General features: G+C 74.3%; 11 protein-coding genes. 4 read left to right on the top strand and 7 right to left on the bottom strand.

The window, feature by feature from the left end; genetic code table 11:
• Nucleotides 1-253: 253 nt before the first annotated feature.
• Nucleotides 254-2023, top strand: coding sequence for an ABC transporter ATP-binding protein (locus tag OG500_RS06910; RefSeq protein WP_327065507.1), 1770 nt, complete (start codon nt 254-256; stop codon nt 2021-2023).
• Here the strand turns inward: OG500_RS06910 and OG500_RS06905 are convergent.
• From OG500_RS06905 to OG500_RS06895, 3 genes are all read right to left on the bottom strand, one after another.
• Nucleotides 1951-4287 (bottom strand): LuxR C-terminal-related transcriptional regulator, encoded by a 2337-nt coding sequence (locus tag OG500_RS06905; RefSeq protein ID WP_329577738.1) that lies wholly within the window; start codon nt 4285-4287, stop codon nt 1951-1953. The two genes, OG500_RS06910 and OG500_RS06905, sit on opposite strands and share 73 nt — an antisense overlap.
• A 193-nt stretch (nt 4288-4480) precedes the next feature.
• The gene (locus OG500_RS06900) at nt 4481-7486 is read right to left on the bottom strand and encodes an AfsR/SARP family transcriptional regulator (protein WP_329577735.1); all 3006 of its coding nucleotides are present in this window, start codon (nt 7484-7486) and stop codon (nt 4481-4483) included.
• Entirely contained in the window at nt 7486-8283 is a 798-nt protein-coding gene (locus OG500_RS06895) for an exodeoxyribonuclease III (RefSeq protein ID WP_327065504.1), read from the bottom strand. Before OG500_RS06895 ends, OG500_RS06900 begins: the two co-directional genes overlap by 1 nt.
• A 316-nt stretch (nt 8284-8599) precedes the next feature.
• On the opposite strand from OG500_RS06895, the gene OG500_RS06890 reads away from it, so the two are divergent.
• On the top strand, nt 8600-9379 hold the full coding sequence (locus OG500_RS06890; protein ID WP_327065503.1) for a GntR family transcriptional regulator: 780 nt from the start codon (nt 8600-8602) through the stop codon (nt 9377-9379).
• A gap of 86 nt (nt 9380-9465) precedes the next feature.
• Here the strand turns inward: OG500_RS06890 and OG500_RS06885 are convergent, their stop codons facing one another.
• Nucleotides 9466-10623, bottom strand: a complete 1158-nt coding sequence (locus OG500_RS06885; protein ID WP_327065502.1) for an ROK family protein — start codon at nt 10621-10623, stop codon at nt 9466-9468.
• A 561-nt stretch (nt 10624-11184) separates the two neighbouring features.
• Between OG500_RS06885 and OG500_RS06880 the strand changes: the two genes are divergently transcribed.
• Both OG500_RS06880 and OG500_RS06875 read left to right on the top strand, forming a co-directional pair.
• Nucleotides 11185-11889 carry a class I SAM-dependent methyltransferase gene (locus tag OG500_RS06880; RefSeq protein WP_327065501.1) on the top strand — a complete coding sequence of 235 codons (705 nt, stop codon included), beginning with the start codon at nt 11185-11187 and terminating at the stop codon, nt 11887-11889.
• Nucleotides 11890-12010: 121 nt separating this feature from the next.
• Nucleotides 12011-12436 carry a GNAT family N-acetyltransferase gene (locus tag OG500_RS06875; protein ID WP_329577729.1) on the top strand — a complete coding sequence of 142 codons (426 nt, stop codon included), beginning with the start codon at nt 12011-12013 and terminating at the stop codon, nt 12434-12436.
• A gap of 25 nt (nt 12437-12461) precedes the next feature.
• On the opposite strand, the gene bioD is transcribed toward OG500_RS06875, so the two are convergent.
• From bioD to bioB, 3 genes are read right to left on the bottom strand one after another with little or no spacing between them, the layout of a single operon-like run.
• The gene (gene bioD / locus OG500_RS06870; RefSeq protein ID WP_329577726.1) at nt 12462-13184 is read right to left on the bottom strand and encodes a dethiobiotin synthase; all 723 of its coding nucleotides are present in this window, start codon (nt 13182-13184) and stop codon (nt 12462-12464) included.
• 52 nt (nt 13185-13236) lie between these two features.
• Entirely contained in the window at nt 13237-14529 is a 1293-nt protein-coding gene (locus OG500_RS06865; RefSeq protein ID WP_329577723.1) for an adenosylmethionine--8-amino-7-oxononanoate transaminase, read from the bottom strand.
• 10 nt (nt 14530-14539) lie between these two features.
• Nucleotides 14540-15829: a biotin synthase BioB gene (gene bioB / locus OG500_RS06860; RefSeq protein ID WP_329577720.1), complete on the bottom strand. Its 1290-nt coding sequence runs from the start codon at nt 15827-15829 to the stop codon at nt 14540-14542.
• Nucleotides 15830-16005: the final 176 nt, after the last annotated feature.

The raw sequence follows: 16005 nt of genomic DNA, 5'->3' as shown, positions 1-16005 counted from the left end.
ACAGCTTGTCGCCCTTGATGACGTCCTTCTTCATGGGTGCTACCTCCTTCAGGATCTTCGGTGACGGCCGCCGGTCGCTCCGGCGTGCCGCCTTCAGGAGACCAAGGGGCCGATGGCCGCGGCCAGAGCAGGAAACTGGCAGCAGCCGGTGGCAGATCCGGCGCCCTGCCAGGCGGATTCCTGTCATGGCCGGCGGCCGGGCGGGCTCCCTAACCTGGGCCCTCCGGCCGCTCCCGCCTACCGAAGGAGTCCGATGTCCGCTGCTGCTGCCGGCGGCACGCCAGGGGTGAGCCCGCTGCGTGCCGTGCTGCGCCGCCACGGTGTGCAGGTCGGCCTCGCGTTCGTTCTGCTGCTGGCCTCGGTGGCCGCCTCGCTGACCGTTCCGCTGACGGTGCGCAACCTGGTCCAGGACCTCGGGCAGCATCGATCGGCCGCGTCCGACGCGCTGGCGCTCGTGGTGCTCGCACTCGTCGCCGCGCTGGCCGCCGCCTGGGGCTCCTTCGTGCTGGGCCGGATCGGCGAGCTGACCGTGCTGGAGACCCGGGGGCGGCTGATGCGGCACGTGCTGCGGATGCCGGTGCTGGACGTGCGCCGGATCGGCGCGGGGGACCTCACCAACCGGGTCACCGCCGACACCGCGCAGCTGCGCACCATGCTCGACGTGGGCATCACCGCGCTGCCCGCCTCGGCGATCACGGCCGTCCTGACGCTGGTCGTCATGGGGCTGCTCGATCCGGTGCTGCTGCTCATCGTGGTCGCCACCTTCGCGGTGGCGGGCAGCGTGATCGCGGTCTTCGTGCGCAGCGCGCGCCGGGGGTCACTGGCCCAGCAGGAGGCACTGGGTGCGCTGGCGCAGGGCTTCAACTCGGCGCTCGGGGCGCTGGCCGCGGTCAAGGCCAACCGCGCCGAGGGGCCGATCGGCGACCAGGTGACGGGCACGGCCACCGCCGCGACCGACGCCGCCGTGGCGGCCGACCGGCGGTTGGCGTTCATCACCCCGGTGATGGGCCTGGGCCAGCAGATCGCGATCGTCGGGGTGCTGGCCGGCAGCGGCGCCCGGCTGGCCTCGGGCAGCCTCAGTGCGGCGGACTTCGTGGCCTTCATGATGTACCTGTTCCAGCTGGTCACCCCGCTCACGGTGCTGGCCACCGGTTTCGGCCGGCTGCAGACCGGCCTGGCGGCGCGGAGCCGGGTCCAGGAGGTGCTGGACCTGCCGGCCGAGGAGCCGGGCCCGGCCCAGGAACCGGACCCGGACCGGCACGCCCCTGCCCTGCGGCTGAGCAACCTGGCCGGCGGCTACGGTGGCGAGCGGGTGCTGCACGGCGTCAGCTTCGAGGTCGCCCAGCGCGGCCTGACCGCACTGGTGGGGCCCTCGGGGGCCGGCAAGTCGACCGTCCTCGCCATGCTGGAGCGGCTGTTGCCGCCGGAGCGGGGCACCGCGGAACTGCACGGCGTCGACCTCGCCGAGTGGCCGCTGGACGTGCTGCGCCGCCGGATCGCCTACGTCGACCAGGAGTTCACCCTGCTGGAGGCGAGCGTCCGGGAGAATCTGCTGCTGGGCCGTCAGGGCGGACGCACCGATGGCGAGTTGTGCAGCGCGCTCGCCCAGGTCGGACTGGCGGAGCAGATCGCCGCGCTGCCACAGGGCCTGGACACCCGGCTCGCCGGCGCCGTCGACCTCTCCGGTGGCCAGCGCCAGCGGCTGGCGCTGGCCCGGGCGCTGCTCTCCGAGGCCGAGGTGCTGCTGCTGGACGAGCCGAGCTCCCAGCTCGACGGCGTGAACGAGCAGTTGCTGCGGCAGGCGGTCGACCGGCTGGCCGCCGACCGCGCGGTGGTGGTGGTCGCGCACCGCCTGTCCACCGTCCGGCACGCCGATCAGATCGTCTTCCTCCAGGACGGCCGGGTCCACGGCATCGGCACGCACGACCGGTTGGTGGCCGACTGCCTGGGCTACCGCGCGCTGGTGGCGGGCCAGAGCGGTGGGTCGGCGCGGGCGGCGGGACCGCTCGGCTCGCCGGTGTGAACCCAGCGCGCCACCTGGGCCCGGGAACCGCAGCCGAGCCGCTTCATGATCTCCCGCATGTGGTTCACCACCGTCCATTCCGAGATGAGCAGTTGGCGGGCGATCTGGCGGTTGCCCAGGCCGTCCGCCACCAGCAGCGCCACCTGATGCTGACGCAGTGTCAGAACATCGCTGCCAGCGGCCTTCTGGCCCTGGACGGCGATGGCGGGGTGTGCGGCCGGTGCCGGCCGGTCGGCCGTTCGGCGGTACTGGACGGCCAGTTCGGCCAGCAGCAGCGGCAACGGGACGGCTGCCCCGGCGCGCTGCGCCTCGTCGAACTCCCGCTCGCTGAGCATGGGACGGTAGCGGCGCTCGATCCGGCTGACCGCCAGGTCGGGCTCGGTGGGCGTGCCCAGGCAGGCCTCCCGGCCGGCGTGGAAGCCCGCCAGCACCCGGACGGCGCCGCGCGCCCGCACCTCGGCGGCCGACAGCAGCGGACTCGCCGCGATCGTGAGGAACGCGCCGAGGACGGCGGGCGCGCCGAGGGTGCGCAGGTTCGCCATCGCCCGTTGGTGGCAGTCCTGGGCGGCGGCCGAGTCGCCCGTGGCCGCCAGGAAGAGGCTCAGGTGGAGCAGGGCGCCGCCCGCGCCCACGACGTCCTGTCGGCGCAGCGCGTCCGGCAGGGCGCGGCGGACCGCCTCGACGGCCCCGGCGCTGTCGCCGCTCAGGAACCGGGCCAGGGCCGCCTCCAGCCGGATCCGCGCGGCACCCCGTTCCGCTCCGCCGGCGGCGCCGTCCCGCCGTGCGCACTGCAGCGCCTGCTCCGCAGCGCGCTCCAGCAGGGCCGAGCCGGCGGCAGTGTCGTGCCAGAACTCGCGCACCGCGCAGAGGCGTTGCCAGCGCGCGCCGTGCGGACCGGTCGGCGCTCCGGTCGCCACCGCCTGGTCGAGCAGCGCCTGCAGGCCGTCGGCCTCGCCCGCCTGCAGGCAGGCCTCGGCGAGCAGCAGGGCCAGCCGGTCCTGCTCGCCCGGCGGGCACGCGGCGGCGAGGGCGCGCAGCTGCCCGGCCGTCGCGAGCTCGATCCCGGTGGCATCGGCGTAGCCCCGGGTGTCCTCGATCAGGTCGAGCGCCTCGCCGGCCGGTCCCGCGCCGAGCAGGGTGTCGAGCGCGGTGCGGATGTTGCGCTCCTCGCAGTGCAGTGCGGCCAGCCCGCTCTGCTGGGCACCCTCCTCGATCCGCCGCGCGCCGGCCCGGGCCAGCCGCGCGTAGTAGCGGGCGTGGGCCAGGCGCGCCGCAGGCCGGTCGAAGCCGGGCTCGCGCGGATCGGGCGGCGGCTGGGCGGGGACGTCGAGCGGCAGGTGCAGGCGCACCCGGGTCAGGCCGCTGAGCCGCCCGGACGGCAGCCCCGAGAGTGCGAGCAACTGCGCGTCGACCAGGGTCTGCAGCGCCACGGTGAACTCCTCCACCGGCACGCCGGTCACCTGGCGCAGCGCCTCCGCGCCGAACCCGCCGGTGAACAGCACCGCGTGGGCGAGCAGCCGGCGTCCGGCCGCGGTGAGCTGCGGGACCGGCCCGCTCGGCCGGCCCCGCCGGTAGGCGTTGAGCAGCCGGACGAGTTCGGGGCCCTCGGGCCCGGCGCGCCGCTCCAGTATCGCGGTGAGGACCTCGGGGCCCTCCAGCCCCGCCACCCGGGCCGCCAGCACGAGTGCGCCGGGGACGCCGCGCAGGTCCACGCAGGTCTGGGCGATCTGGTGCTGATTGTGCCGATCGATCCGGAAGTCCGGGTTCAACTCCCGTACGTGGGAGGCGTAGAGCTGGACCGAGGGGACCTGGCAGAACTCCTGCAGCGCCACCCCCGAGCAGTCGGCGGGCACCGCGAGCGGGGCGACCGGGCAGCCGGTCAGGCCGGGTGCCGCCGCGCGACGGCGCGCGGTGGCCAGCACCCGGACGCCCCCGGTCCGCGCCGCGGCCAGGGCTGCGCGGCCCAGCTCGGGATCCAGTGCGTCGATCCCGTCCAGCAGCACCAGCTGCTCGGCGCCGGGCGGGGACAACGGGTCGGCCCGGTGGCGCAACAGGGCGCTCGACTCCGTGACCGGGCCCCGGGTGGCCGCGACGACCACCAGCCCGCCGGTGCGCCGCCAGTCGGCGGCGACCGCCTGCGCGAGCCAGCTCTTGCCCACCCCCGGCGGCCCGTGCAGCACGACGCCGCCCCCGGCGTCGGCCGCCAGCAGCGAGCGGACGGCGGCGACCAGCTCGGCGGCATCGCCGACCGGTCGTGCCGGCAAGGCTTTCTGAGTACGCGTCACGACTTCCCCCAGGCACCTGAGCAGCGCGGTGGCGGGAGGGAGCGACGTGGGAAGTCGAGCCTGCGCCATTCATTTCAGCTGCTGAGGTCAGCTTTCCCGCACACACCAGCTCTGTCAACCGGTTGCGGAAGCGCTGTCAACCGGTGGTCGGCCGTGCCCTCGCGGTGCGGGGTCACGGTCCGCCGAGGCGGGTGCGGACCGTTTCGAGTTGGGAGGTCGCCTTCAGTTCGGTGTACAGCTCGGCGCTCTGCTCCCAGTGCTCCCGGGCCAGGCCGGGGTCGCCCATCGCCTGGTGGTCGTCGCCGATGCGCAGGTGACAGGCCGCCAGTGAGAACCGGTCGCCGATCGCGGCGCAGATCTCGCGGGCCTGGTGGTGGCGGGCGAGAGCCTGGGCGGGGTCGGTCGCGCGTTCGACGTCGCCGAGGCCGTTGAGTGCGAAGATCTGGCGAGTCCGGTCGCCGGCTCTGGTGGCCATCGCCAGGGCCTGGTGCAGCACCCGTGCGGCCTCGGCGGGCTGGCCGAGGTGGTGCAGCGTCATGCCGAGGTTGGCCAGGGCCCTTCCCTCGGTGACGTGATCGCCGACCTCCCGGGCCAGTTCGAGGGCCTGACGGTGGTACTGCGCCGCCTGCTCGAAGTTCTCCGTCCGCTCGCAGACCGCGCCGAGGTTGTTCAGCACGATCACCTGGCCCGCGCGGTCGCCCGCCGCTCCGTAGGCGGCCATCGCCCACGTGAAGTGGTCGATCGCTTCCTCGTGGCGACCCAGCTGGGCGTAGGTCGCGCCGAGGTTGGTCAGCACCCGGCGCTCTCCGGCCTGGTCCGCGAGGTTCCGGAAGTCGAGGAGCGCGGCCTGGAAGCACTCGATGGCCTCCGGGTAGCGGCCCAGCAGCCAGTACGACCCCGCCAGGTTCGTCTGGGCGGTGGCGTGACCGGCCAAGTCGCCCGTGACCGTGGTGGATTCGGTGGCCGCGGTGTGGAGGGTCAGGGACTTGCCGTAGTGGCCGTAGTGGTCCAGATAGCGGGCGAGGATCGCGGAGAGGTCGCTGCTGTGCTGTGTGGCGGCGGCGACGGGGTGCGTGCCGGCGGCGATCAGGTTGGTCAGCTCGGTGTCGAGCCAGTTGCGCGCGCTCTCCTCGCCGTGCAGCGGGTCGGTGGGCGTGGCGGGTTTCGGGGGATGCGGGCGCCGGTGCGACTCGTGGGGGTAGAGGACGTCCGCCGCTGCCGCGGCGGTGTGGCCGTAGTAGTCGAAGAGCCGTTCCAGCGCGGCCCGCCCGGTGGCGTCGGTTTCCTCGGACCGGGCGAGACCGCGGGCGTGCTGGCGCAGCAGGTCGTGGAACGTGTAGCGGCCGGGGGACCGCTCGATGAGCAGGTGGTGGTCGTGGAGTTCCTCGACGAGGTCCTCGGTCCCGGTCAGCGGCAGATCGGCGAGGGCCGCCAGGGCGTACGCGGAGAAGTCGTCGCCGGGGTGCAGTCCCGCGAGGCGGAAGAGCCGCTGCTGGTCGGGGGCCAGGGCGTCGTAGGACACGGCGAAGGCCGCGGCGACGCTCTGGTCCTGCGTCCGGAGCTCGGTGGGCAGGCTGATCCGGTCGCGGAGCCGGGCGAGCAGGTGGGAGGGGGTCCAGGTGCCACGGTGCGCCAGGCGCGCGGCGGTGATGCGGATGGCGAGGGGCAGGTGGCCGCAGAGCCTGACGATCTCGGCGACGGCGTCCTCCTGGCCGACGATCCGGTCCGGGCCGCAGATCTGGCCGAACAGGGCGACAGCCGTGCCCGGTTCGAGGACGTCCAGCGAGAGCGCGCCGGCTCCGGCGAGAGCGGGCATCCGGCGCCGCGACGTGACGAGGACCAGGCAGCCGGGGGATCCGGGGAGCAGGAGCCGGACCTGTGCGGCGTCGACGGCGTTGTCCAGGACGATCAGGAGGCGGCGGTCGGCGGCGACGCTGCGCCACAGCAGTGCACGCTCCTCGGGATCCGCGGGAAGGGCGTCCTCGCTCACCCCGACGGCGCGCAGCAGCCGGGCCAACGCGGCGCCGGGCTCCAGCGGGGTCTGGCCCGGGGTGAAGCCGTGCAGGTCGATGAAGACCTGGCCGTCGGCGTACCGGTCGGCCAGGGCGTGGGCGACGTGGACGGCCAGCGCGGTCTTGCCGACCCCGGCCATCCCGTCGATCGCGGAAATCACGACGGCGCTGGTCGCCGGGGCGGCCGCGGCTGCCAACAGGCGGTCCGTTTCCGGGCCGCGGCCGGTGAAGTCGGCCACGTCCCGCGGGAGGCTGTTGCGGGGCGCGTACCCGGCCGGGGCATTCGCGGTCGTCGCGGCCCCGGCGCCCGGCCTGCTGCCGCGGCGTCCGGTGCCCGCGGTCCGGCCCGGTGCCGTCCCGCCGCTCTCGGACTGCTCCGCCGGGTCGAGCAGCGAGGGGTCCGCGGCGAGGATCCGGAGCTGGAGATCCGCGACCTGCGCCGAGGGCTCGACCCCGAGTTCCGCGACCAGCCGCTTGCGCAGGTCCTGGTAGACCGCGAGGGCTTCGGCCTGGCGGTCGGCACCGTACAGCGCCAGCATCAGCTGCCCGTGCAGCGCCTCCCGCAGCGGGTGGGCCCGGGTGAGCCCGCGGAGTTCGGCGACCAGCTCCCGGTGCCGTCCCAGCCTCAGGTCCGCGCCGACACGGTCCTGCCACGCGTTCATGCGGGTCTCGTCGAGCTGGTGGGCCCGCGCGGCGCCGTCGACACACGGTGGCAGGTCGGTGAACGGCTCGCCGCGCCACAGGTCCAGTGCGGTGCTCAGCGTCCGCCGCGCCGCCGAGGCCTCACCCGCGCGCAACTGCTCCGCGCCGAGCCGGCACCCCTCGACGAACTCCTCCACGTCCAGCTCACCGGGATCCGTCCTGATGAGATAGCCCGGCGCCACGGTTCGCAGCCGCAGCCCCGTGTCGTCACCGAGCATCCGGCGCAGGCGCAGGACGTGGTTGCGCAGCGACGCGATGGCGGTGGCGGTGGACGGACGGTCCTCGCCCCACACCGCCGACGCCAGTTGCTCCGCCGACACGACCCGGTTCGCGTTCACCAGCAGCATCACCAGCACCGCGCGCGGACCGCCCGAGGGCAACACCACCTCGCCGTCCGGGAGGGTGACGTGCACCGGCCCCAGCAGGTTGAAGCGCACGGGGCCGGGACGCTCGCTCGGGTCCATCAGATGTCGTACGCGACCGTGACCGGTGCGTGGTCCGACCACCGCTCGGCGTGGGTGGCGGCGCGCTCGACCAGGGCGGTGGTGGCGCGGTCGGCCAGGCCCGGGGTGGTGATGTGGTAGTCGATCCGCCAGCCCGAGTCGTTGTCGAAGGCGCGGCCGCGGTAGGACCACCAGCTGTAGGGGCCCGCCTGGTCGGGGTGGAGGCGGCGGACCACGTCGACGTAGCCGGCCTCGTCCAGGACGCGGCCGAGCCAGGCGCGCTCCTCGGGCAGGAAGCCGGCGGACTTCTGGTTGGCCTTCCAGTTCTTGAGGTCGGCCTCCTGGTGGGCGATGTTCCAGTCGCCGCAGACCACCACCTCGCGGCCGTCGGCGGCGGCCCGGGCGCGCAGGCCGGTGAGGTGGACGAGGAACTCCGCCATGAAGCGTTCCTTCTCGTCCTGGCGCTCGGTGCCGACCTCGCCGGAGGGCAGGTAGAGGCTGGCGACGGTGAGTCCGGGCAGGTCGATCTCCACGTACCGGCCGGTGCCGTCGAACTCCGCCGAGCCGAACCCGACCTGGGTGCGCTGCGGTTCGGTGCGGGACAGGACCGCGACGCCGGCCCGGCCCTTCGCCGCGGACGAGGCCCAGACGGCGTGCCAGCCCGGCAGCTCGCGCAGCTCGGGCGGCAGTTGGCCGCTCTCGGCGCGCACCTCCTGCAGGCAGAGCACGTCCGCCTCGGTGGCGGCGAGCCATTCCAGGAAGCCCTTCTTCGCGGCGGCCCGAATCCCGTTCACATTCACAGTCGTTACCACAGTCACCCGGGCAGCCTACCGGGCGGACGGCAGGGGCCACGGCGGCCTGCGGGAGGGGTGCGCGGGGTGCGGCGGGTGTGCGCTGTGATGCCTGGGAGTTTGCTGGGTGTTTCGGGCTCGTCAAGGCTTGTCATTGGTCTTGACCATCTCCCGGCGGGCAGCCTAGGGTCGCTTACTGCAAAGACCTTTAATAAAGAAGGACGGATAAAGTCCGCGCCCCTACCTGGCGATACGCGCCGGTGCGGCCGGGGCGCACCCTGTCCTTCAGGATGCCGGCGGTCCCGTCCACAGCGGCCGACCGCGGGCCAGGGTGGAGGACACGGTGGGGACAGCTCAGCTCGCGGCGGTACCGGAGCCGAAGTACTGGCACCTGCGCACGGTGCTGCTGCGCGCCATCGACTCGGAGTTCTCCACCGGTGAGGTGATCCCCAACGAGCGTGAGCTCGCCGCCCGCTTCGGCGTGGCCCGGGCCACCCTGCGCCAGGCCCTGGACCAGCTGGAGCTGGAGGGCCGCCTGGTCCGCCGCCGCGGTATCGGCACCCTGGTCGCCGCCCCGCGGGTGGGCGTGCCGGTGAGCCGGCGCGAGGAGGGCTGGCCGGGCAGCAGCCGCGAGCAGTCCTGGCAGACGGTGGACTGCGTGAGCGCCGCCGCGGCCGAGAAGCTGGCCAAGGCGCTGGGCGTCCCGGTGGGCGAGACGGTGCACACGGTGCGCCGGGTGCGGGTCGAGCAGGGGCAGACGGTGGCCACCGAGTCGCTGCACGTGCCGGAGTCGGTGCTGGCCCAGCTGCCCGAGATCCGGCTGTCGGGTGCGCCGGCGGAGGGCGAGGACCAGGCCCGTTCGGTGCTGCGCCGGCTGGAGCGGCTCACCGTGGAGGGCGAGTCGCGGGCCGTGGAGCTCGGCGTGGCCGAGGCCGAGGAGGGCGCGCTGCTCCAGCGCCCGCCGGGCACGCCGGTCCTGGTGGTCACCACCCAGTACGCCTCGGGCGGTCGGCTGGCCGCGCTCGCGGTCTCGACCTACCGCGCCGACACCTGCCGGCTGACCTTCGGTGAGACCGGCCTGGTCGAGGTCACCCCGGTGGCTCCGGTGCGCACCGCCTCCTGAACCGCGAAGACCGATAAGAAGGCCTGAGGGCCGGACCTCCCAGGAAGGGGTCCGGCCCTCGGTCGTGTCAGGCTCTCGGTCGCCGGTCAGCTGCGGGAGGTCGGCTGGTCCACCGCGAAGAGCTGCTCCTCGACCTGGTCCAGCGCCACCCGCAGCGCTCCCAGCGCCACCACGTCCTCGCCCAGCGTGGAGAGCGCCACCTCCGGCGCCCGCAGGCAGTAGAGCGCGAGTTGCTCGCGCAGCGGCGAGAGCACGTCGTCCAGCCCGGCCGCCCAGCCGCCGATCACCACCAACTGCGGGTCGATCGCCAGCACCAGGGCCGCGACGTCGTGCACCAGGCGCTGCAGGAAGCGGTCCATCGCCACCTGGGCCACCGCGTCGCCCGCCCGGGCCAGGGCCAGCACCCGGGCCACCGCCGCCTCGTCCAGCGGGTCCAGCGGTTTGGCGCCGGTGGAGAGCAGGCGCTCGGGGGTGGCCTCCTGGCCGAGCAGGTGCAGCGCGCCGATCTCGCCGGCCGCGCCGCCGAAGCCGCGGTGCAGCCGTCCGTTGATCAGTGACCCGGCGCCGGGGCTCAGGCCGGCCAGCACGAAGACCACGTCGCCCATGCCGACCGCCGCGCCCTGCCAGTGCTCGGCGATGGCGGCCAGGTTGGCGTCGTTCTCGATCAGGACGGGGCAGCGGAACGAGCGGCGCAGCCGGGCGCCGAGGTCCAGGCCGGTCCAGCCGGGCATCGCGGTGCCCAGGCGCACCGAGCCGTCGCGGTCCACGATGCCGGGGGTGCCCACCCCGACCGCCCACAGGTTGTCGCGGGAGACGCCGGCCTTGCGCAGCACCTCGGCGACGGCCGCGCGGGCGGCGCCCAGGCGCTCCTCGGCGTCGAGCGTCTCGTCGACCAGGCGCGCGAAGGTGCCGATCTGGCGGCCGGTCAGGTCGGCCAGCACGACGCGGACGACGTGGACGCCGATCTCGACGCCCAGGATGTGCCCGGCCTCGGCACGGAAGCGGAACCAGCGGGCCGGGCGGCCGCGCTGGCGACCGCTCTCCTGGGCCTGGTCCACCTCGGCGACCAGGCCGGACTCCATCAGGCCCTCGATCACACCCTCGACGGTCGGCCGGGACAGCCCGGTGTCGCCGACCAGCTGGGTCAGCGTGACGGCCTGCCCGTCGCGCAGCGCGCGCAGGGTGACCGCGGCGTTGATCCGACGCAGCAGCGAGGAGTCCCCTCCGGTGAGCCGATCCGCCAAGTCGCTGCCTTTCCGCGTTCGCGCGACTGCAGGTGGCGCGCGGTGACAAGTGCACGGTGAGCTCCGTTGCTCCGCGGCACGGGCCGTCCGGCGGCGTCGCGAGGAGCACCGCACGCCGGAGGGCGTCAGCCGGATCGTACCCGCGGGGCATCCTGGTCGCGAGCAAATGCGCAGCTCATGACTGGTTCGGTATCGAAAGTTGACCTAGGCCGTGTCTCACAATTCGCGTCGGATCAGCGCGCGGCTCCCCCAGCCTTCGGCCGGGAGGTACCCCCACCACCCAGCCTGGCGGCTGGGTGGCGCCCGGCTGGGCGTGCCGGCGAAGCGTCCTCGTACTGGGTCGTACTTGGATGATTCGCCGGTGCGTCCAGGCGGGCAGCGACATCAGCAGCTGACGCTGCGGGCCGGCGTCGCGCGCCTGGCGGGAATTGTGAGACACGGCCCAGGCCGTGACTGACGGGATGTCAGGCCGTGCGGGGGGAACCCCGGCGATGTGCACTAGGGTCTGCTCAACCACCACACGCTACAAGTGCACGCACGCCACGAGCAGAGGAATGCACCATGTCCGATCTCGTCAGCCCGCCGGCTCAGTGCCCGGACCCGCCCGCCGCGGACGTGAACGAGGAGTTCGTGCGCGCGCAGACGCGGCTCGGGGCCCTCCCGTTCGTCCCGGAGATCAGCCTGTACACGGCGCAGGAGGCGATCGCGCTGTGGGAGCGGACCGAGTCGGCGCGTGGCCGGGTCGGACTGCCGCCGCCGTTCTGGGCCTTCGCCTGGGCGGGCGGACTCGGGGTCGCCCGCTATGTGCTGGACCACCCGCAGGCGGTGGCCGGCCGGTCGGTGCTCGACCTGGCGGCCGGGTCGGGGCTGGTGGGGGTGGCGGCGGCGCACAGCGGGGCGCGTACCGTGCGGGCCGCCGAGATCGACGCCTACGCGGTGGCGGCGATCGGGCTCAACGCCGCGGCCAACGGGGTGCGGATCGAGGCCGAGTGCGCGGACCTGCTGGACGGGGACGGGGCGCCGGCCGAGGTGGTGCTGGCCGGTGACGTCTTCTACGAGCGCGCGATGGCGGCCCGCTTCCTGCCCTTCCTGGAGCGCGCGCACGCCCGCGGCGCGCTGGTGCTGGTCGGCGACCCGGGGCGGGCCTACCTGCCGCGCGAACGCTTCACCGCCGTCGCCGAGTACGAGGTGCCGGTGCTGGCCGACCTGGAGGACAGCGCGGTCAAACGCACCACGGTGTGGCGGCTCTCGGAGCGCTCGGCCTGAGCGGGGGCTCGGCCCGAGCGGTTGTCCGGCCCGAGTGCCCGGCCCGAGTGCCCGGTCCGGGCGGCCGTCCGACCAGTGGAATTCCCGGAGCCGGCCCGGCGGCAGCTGGTAGGACGGTCCGATGAGCGAGCTGACGACCCGTCCTGCCACCACCCCCGAGATCCCCGCGCTGCTCGCCTTCTGGGCGCGAGCGGCCGAGGGCACCAGCATCAGCGACGACCCGGCCGGCGTGGCCCGGCTGATCGAGCGCGACCCCGAGGCGCTGATCGTCGCCGAGCGCGAGGGCGTGCTGGTCGGCACGGTGATCGCGGGCTGGGACGGCTGGCGTGCCAGCCTCTACCGGCTCGCGGTCGACCCGGACCAGCGTCGCCGGGGCATCGGCGCCGCGCTGCTGGCGGCGGCCGAGCGGCGCTTCACGGCGCTCGGCGGCCGACGGGCGGACGCGATGGTGCTGGAGCGCAACGAGCTGGGCCGACGGACCTGGCAGGCGGCCGGCTACCAGCGCGAGGAGCAGTGGCGCCGCTGGGTCAAGCCCTTGGGGGCGTAGTGCAGCAGGAGCACGAGGGCGTCCGCTACGCCTGGGCCGCCGTGAAGGCCGCCGCATCCCACTGCCCGCCGAGGGCCGGCGCCAGGCCGGCGGCTGCCAGCCCGGTGAAGTCCGCCGCCCGGGGCGCACCGGTCGGCAGCGCGCCGAGCAGCGGGGCACCGGCGGCGATCGGCAGGTCGATGACGTTGCAGCGGGTGGCCAGGTCTGGCTCGCTGGGCCAACTGCCCACCACCACACCGGCGATGGCCAGCTTGCGGGCCCGCAGCGCCTCGGCGGTCAGGGTGGTGGTGTTGAGCGTGCCCAGGCCCGGCGCCGCCACCAGGAGCAGCTCGGCGCCGTCCACGGCCTGCGCCAGGTCGGCCAGGGTCAGGCCGTCGGCGTCGTAGCGGACCAGCAGGCCGCCGGCTCCCTCGACCAGCACCAGGTCATGGGAGGCGGTCAACTCATCGATCACCGCAAGGAACTGAGGAACCGTCACGAAAGGCTGCCCGGAGCGCAGCGCGGCCCGCTCCGGGGAGAGCGGCTCGGGGTAGCGGACCAGCTCGCGGATGGTCAGCGGCGCGTCGGTACCGACCAGCCGGGCCACCTCCTGTGCGTCCCCGGGCTCGTCCGGAGTCACGCCGGTCTGGCCCGGCTTGAGCACCGCGGTGCTCAAGCCGGCACGCACCGCGAGCGCGGCCACCGCCGCCGTCACCGCGGTCTTGCCGACCTCGGTCCCGGTCCCGGTCACGAACAGCACCCGACTCACTGACCCACCTCGTTCATCCGTCGTCCCTTGTCCCGCCGGTCGCCGTGCCGGTTCATCCCGCCACCGCCGCCGCGCGCACCGCCGCACCGATCCGGGCGAGGTCCTCCTCGCCCGTGACGTACGGTGGCATGGTGTAGATCAGATCGCGGAACGGCCGCAGCCACACGCCCTCGCGGGCCGCGGCCTCGGTGGCCGCCCGGACATCGACCGGGTGGTCGAGCTGGACCACGCCGATCGCCCCGAGCACCCGCACGTCCGCGACGCCGGGCGTCTCGCGGGCCGCTGCCAGGCCCTCCTGCAGCCCGGTCTCGATCCGCTTGACCTCCCGCTGCCAGTCCTGGCCGAGCAGCAGGCCGATCGAGGCGTTCGCCACGGCCGCCGCCAGCGGGTTGCCCATGAACGTCGGCCCGTGCGCGAGCACCGGCACCTCGCCCCGGCTGATCCCCTCGGCGACCCTGCCGGTGCACAGGGCGGCGGCCATCGTCAGGTAGCCGCCGGTCAGCGCCTTGCCCAGGCACATCACGTCGGGGCTGATGCCCGCGTGGTCGGCGGCGAACAGCGCGCCGCTGCGCCCGAAGCCGGTGGCGATCTCGTCGAAGATCAGCAACACGTCGTGCCGGTCGCACAGTTCGCGCAGCAGCCGCAGATAGCCGGGGGAGTGGAAGCGCATCCCGCCGGCGCCCTGCACGACCGGCTCCACGATCACGGCGGCCAGTTCCCCGGCGTTGCGTTCGATCAGCTCGGCCAGCTCGGCCGCGTAGCCGGGGTCGACCTCGGCGTCGAAGCCGGCCGGCGGCTCGGCGGCGAAGAGCTGGCGGGGCAGCACGCCGCCCCACAGCTGGTGCATCCCGCCCTCGGGGTCGCAGACCGACATCGGGTGGAAGGTGTCACCGTGGTAGCCGCCGCGCCAGGTGAGCAGCCGCTGCTTGCCGGGCCGCCCGATCGACTGCCAGTACTGCAGGCACATCTTCATCGCGACCTCGACCGCCACCGAGCCGGAGTCGGCCAGGAAGACGTGCTGCAGCGGCTCGGGGGTGATCGCCACCAGTGTCTCGGCCAGCCGGACGGCGGGCTCGTGGGTGAGCCCGCCGAACATCACGTGGCTCATCCGGCCCAGCTGCTCGCGGATCGCGTCGTTGAGCACCGGGTGGTTGTAGCCGTGCACCGCCGCCCACCAGGAGGACATCCCGTCCACCAACTCGCGGTGTCCGCCCGCCGGTTCGGCCAGCCGCAGGCGTACGCCCGCGGCCGACTCCACCACGAGGGGTGTCTGGGTGCCGGGCATCGGTCCGTAGGGGTGCCAGACGTGCGCCCGGTCCAGGGCGAGCAGGGTCGAGGTGTCCATCACGGCAGCCTCAGGCGTTCGGGGCGAGCTCGGTGCCCGCGCCGCGCAGTCGGACCCGCACCAGGTCGGAGCGGAGCTCGTTCTCGTTCTCGGTCCGGGGCTGCTCGGCCTGCTCGGTCTGCTCGGCCTGGCCGGTCGCGGCAGCCTCCGGCGCGGCCTCGCCGCACGGCCCGCAGCCGCCGCCCGCCGCCTGACCGTGACCGCCGCAGCCGCCGCCCGCAGCCGCCGCCTCGTGCCCGCCGCAGCCGCCCGCCGCGCCGTGCCCGCCGCAGCCGCCGGCCTGCTCGGCCAGCTCGGACCGGTGGCGGGGCAGGGTCTGCTCGCCCTGGCCCTCGACCTCGAAGCCCGCGTCCTTGATCATGTCGAGGTCGGCCTGGCCGGCCTGGCCCTCGCTGGTCAGGTAGTCGCCCAGGAAGATCGAGTTGGCGATGTGCAGGCCCAGCGGCTGCAGGGTGCGCAGGTGCAGCTCGCGTCCGCCGGCGATCCGCACCTCGGAGTCCGGGTGGACGAAGCGGACCATCGCCAGGATCCGCAGGCAGTGCTGCGGCGTGAGGTGCCACTCCTTGGCCAGCGGGGTGCCCTCGAACGGGATCAGGAAGTTGACCGGCACCGAGTCCGAGCCCAGCTCGCGCAGCGCGAAGACCACGTCGACCAGGTCCTCGGGGGTCTCGCCCATGCCCGCGATCAGGCCGGAGCAGGCCGACAGGCCCGCGCCGTGCGCCTTCTGCACGGTGTCCACCCGGTCCGCGTAGGTGTGGGTGGTGGTGATCTCGCCGTAGGTGCTCTCGGAGGTGTTCAGGTTGTGGTTGTAGGCGTCCACGCCGGCCGCCCGCAGCCGCTCGGCCTGGTTGTCGGAGAGCAGGCCCAGGCAGGCGCAGATCTCGACGGCCGGTTCCTGCTCCTTGATCGCCGCGATGGTGTTGGTGACCCGGTCGATGTCCCGGTCCGTCGGGCCCCGCCCGCTGGCCACCAGGCAGACCCGCTTGGCGCCGCCCTGGACACCGGCGGTGGCGGCCTCGGCGGCCTGATCCGGCTTCAGCCAGGTGTACTTGAGGATGCCCGTGTCGGCGCCCAGGCGCTGCGAACAGTACGAGCAGTCCTCGGGGCACAGGCCGCTCTTCAGGTTGACCAGGTAGTTGAGCTTGACCCGGCGGCCGAACCACTGCTGGCGCACCCGACCGGCGGCGGCGACCACGTCGAGGAGTTGGTCGTCGGTGGTGGCCAGCACGGCCAGGGCCTCCTCCCGGGTGGGGAGCTCGCGGTTCAGGCCTTTGGCGATGAGGGTGTCGAGCAGATCCATGGAGCTGATCCTGCCCGGACGACCTCAAGCGGCGCCATAGCGAATCGGCCAGAAGATCGCCGTGCGGGTGTGCGAGTTGTCACAGTGCCGCCAAGCCGGATCGTTCGTCCCCGATCACACGCCCGTGGGCTGCGGGTTTCCTGGCCGGCGGCTGGGAGCGGGCCCGGCGGTGAGGC

The sequence above is a fragment of the Kitasatospora sp. NBC_01250 genome (assembly GCF_036226465.1).
In the GTDB taxonomy this organism is placed as follows: Bacteria; Actinomycetota; Actinomycetes; order Streptomycetales; family Streptomycetaceae; genus Kitasatospora.
Note: the sequence above shows the minus strand (reverse complement) of the source record. Positions and strands in the feature narration are given on the sequence as shown.